The sequence below is a fragment of the Spiroplasma endosymbiont of Megaselia nigra genome (assembly GCF_003987485.1).
Classification (GTDB): domain Bacteria; phylum Bacillota_I; class Bacilli_A; order Mycoplasmatales; family Mycoplasmataceae; genus Spiroplasma.
Genome location: NZ_RCOO01000155.1, coordinates 1 through 2,711 on the forward strand (window position 1 = coordinate 1; position 2,711 = coordinate 2,711).

The 2,711-nt window shown below is 25.1% G+C and carries 2 protein-coding genes; both read left to right on the forward strand.

Features of this window, described 5'->3' with window-relative positions:
- Positions 1-546 precede the first annotated feature (546 nt).
- Positions 547-2,394, forward strand: coding sequence for an outer membrane protein assembly factor BamB family protein (locus D9R21_RS05590; RefSeq protein WP_126821430.1), 1,848 nt, complete (start codon positions 547-549; stop codon positions 2,392-2,394).
- An 18-nt stretch (positions 2,395-2,412) separates the two neighbouring features.
- A partial coding sequence (locus D9R21_RS05595; RefSeq protein ID WP_158613927.1) for a lipoprotein occupies positions 2,413-2,711 on the forward strand: 299 nt, incomplete at its 3' end.

Sequence of the window (2,711 nt, forward strand, 5' to 3'; positions counted from 1 at the left end):
ATGGCATATTAGATAACTTTCCATTTTTAGATAAGTGCATTAGTGAACTAAGATTTAGTGATACCAAAACAAACACACCCGATAGTAAAATGTACCATGACCCATATGATGCATTATTTTATGGTTCTTATCCGTATCGTTTTAAGATGGGATTGTAAAAAACCAATGTTTTTTAGGGTTTTGGGCGAGCGGTTGATTTTCTGAAATTTTGTGATAAAATGACTTACAAGTTAAAAAAAATTTTGAGATTCTTTCAAACAAATTTGGGAACCTTTATAAAATTCTTCGCTTAACGCTTAGAATTTTTCCCAAGCATTTTGAAAAGCGCGCCAAAAGTTTTTTTAAACTTTAAGTAATTTTTCGCAAAACTTATGGAAATCACCGCGAGCCCAGATTAGTGTAATATAATCACAATAATAATCATATTAAATCGTCTCCTTTCTAAAATAACATATTAAAATACTTGACTTATATATATATATATATATATAATGTTAATTGGTCTTGATAAAAAGTTTCAAGATAAAAGAAAGGAAATTATAAAAAATGAAAAAACTTTTAAGTTTATTAAGTGTATTAACAATTGGTGGAACAGCAATGCCAAACGTTATTGCTTCTAGTTCATACGAAAAAATAAAATTAAATAATGACATTAATTATTATTCACAAACAAATAATTTAGAAAATTTAATTAAAAACAAAAGAGAAAATAAAAATAATATTTCTGGAATAATAACAAAATCTATTGGCGAGAATGGTAGTTTTAATTCTTTTGGTTTAGTTTTAAATAATAAAATTTATTCTGGTTCATTTAATGGTAAAGTATATGAATATGATACGGAAACAGGACAACAAAAAGTAGTTATAAACACACAAAGTGCAGTTTATTCTTCTGGTGTAGCATTAAATAACAAAGTATATTTTGGTTCAAGTGATGGTAAAGTATATGAATATAATCCTGCAACAGGACAACAAAAAGTAGTTATAAACACACAAAGTGCAGTTTATTCTTCTGGGGTTGTTTTAAATAATAAACTGTATTTTGGTTCAAATGATAATAATGTATATGAATATAATCCTGCAACAGGACAACAAAAAGTAGTTATAAACACACAAGGTGATGTTATTTCTTCTGGCGCGGCACTAAATAATAAATTATATTTTGGATCTTCTGATTTTAAAGTATATGAATATGATACGGAAACAGGACAACAAAAAGTAGTTATAAACACACAAGGTGGTGTTTCTTCTGACGGTGTGGTGCTAAATAATAGGTTTTATTTTTTTGCGGGCGTTAAATTATACGAGTATAATCCTGCAACAGGACAACAAAAAACTATAATGCATTTAACAAATAATCAAGATTGAGTTTCTAGTAATGGTTTAATATTGAATAATATGATTTATTTTGTAGGTAATAATACTATTTATGGGTATAGTCCATTAGAATTAAATGAATCTACTATTATTAATATTAGCGATCAAATAAAAAAGGGTTTGTATTTATATTATAAAAAACAAAATCCTAATTCTGAAATTAAAAATATTTCAAACATTAATTTAAAAAATTTAACAGTATCTAATGTTACTATTGAACAAACACAAAAAAATAAATCATCTAATTTAGAACAAGATCTTAATGATGTTTGTAAAGATTCTAATTCAACATTTATAAATAATAGTAATATTGAACAAACACAAAATACAGTTTCTTGTTCTAAACAATTAACAGAAACAAATACATTTCAAAAAATGAATGGATTTTCTAAATCAGAAACAACATCAAATACTGATAATTGAAGTGCAAATGTAAATACTAAAATTACAACTAAGGCCAGTGGTTCTGCCGGTATACCGCTTGTTGCAGAAGGAAAAGTTGAAGTTGCAGTTGAAGTTGGTGGTGGATATACATGAGGAAGATCAAAAACTTATACTGTAGGAGATACCTCAAATTCTTCTGACACAGAAATTAAAACAACTACAAATACTACAACAATAACTGTTCCGTCTCAACCAGTAAAAGTTCCACCACATAGTAAAATTTCAATTTCTGTTACTTCTTGACAAAATAATATAAGACTTATTTTAAATTATTATCAAAAAGTTGAAGGTATGGTTAGCGCAGATTTTATTGATCAAAATAATAGTAAATCTAAAATTTCTATTTCAATTAAAGATGCTATGCTTAATTTATTAGAAAATAATATTTTGCCTTCAAAAATTAAAATAAATGATAATAATAGTATAAATTTTTCTTATGATATTAAAACTGAAAAACAAATAATTATGCATCAGACTGAAATTGGAGAAGCTATTCCTTTGAATTTAGATGAAAAAAATATAACATTTAAAAATAACACAAACACAACAGGCATAGTAATAGTAAAAAATTAATTATATACACAATATAATATGAAAAAGATATTAAGTATTTTAGGAACAATCACTTTAATGGGAACAAGTACAATAAGTTTAGTCGCTTGTGATAATAATACTAAAATACATGAATATACAAAAAAACAATTACAAAAACTAAAAGAAGAAAACAAAATAAATACAAAAGATAAAAATATTAAAAATAACTTAGAATGAATAACACCACAAGAAAGACGATTTAATACAGTTGATAATAAATGATATTTTGTTGTGTGAAAACCAAATAATGAAAATTTTTGTAAAATATCAAAATTTAAAAATGATACAAATTTAGG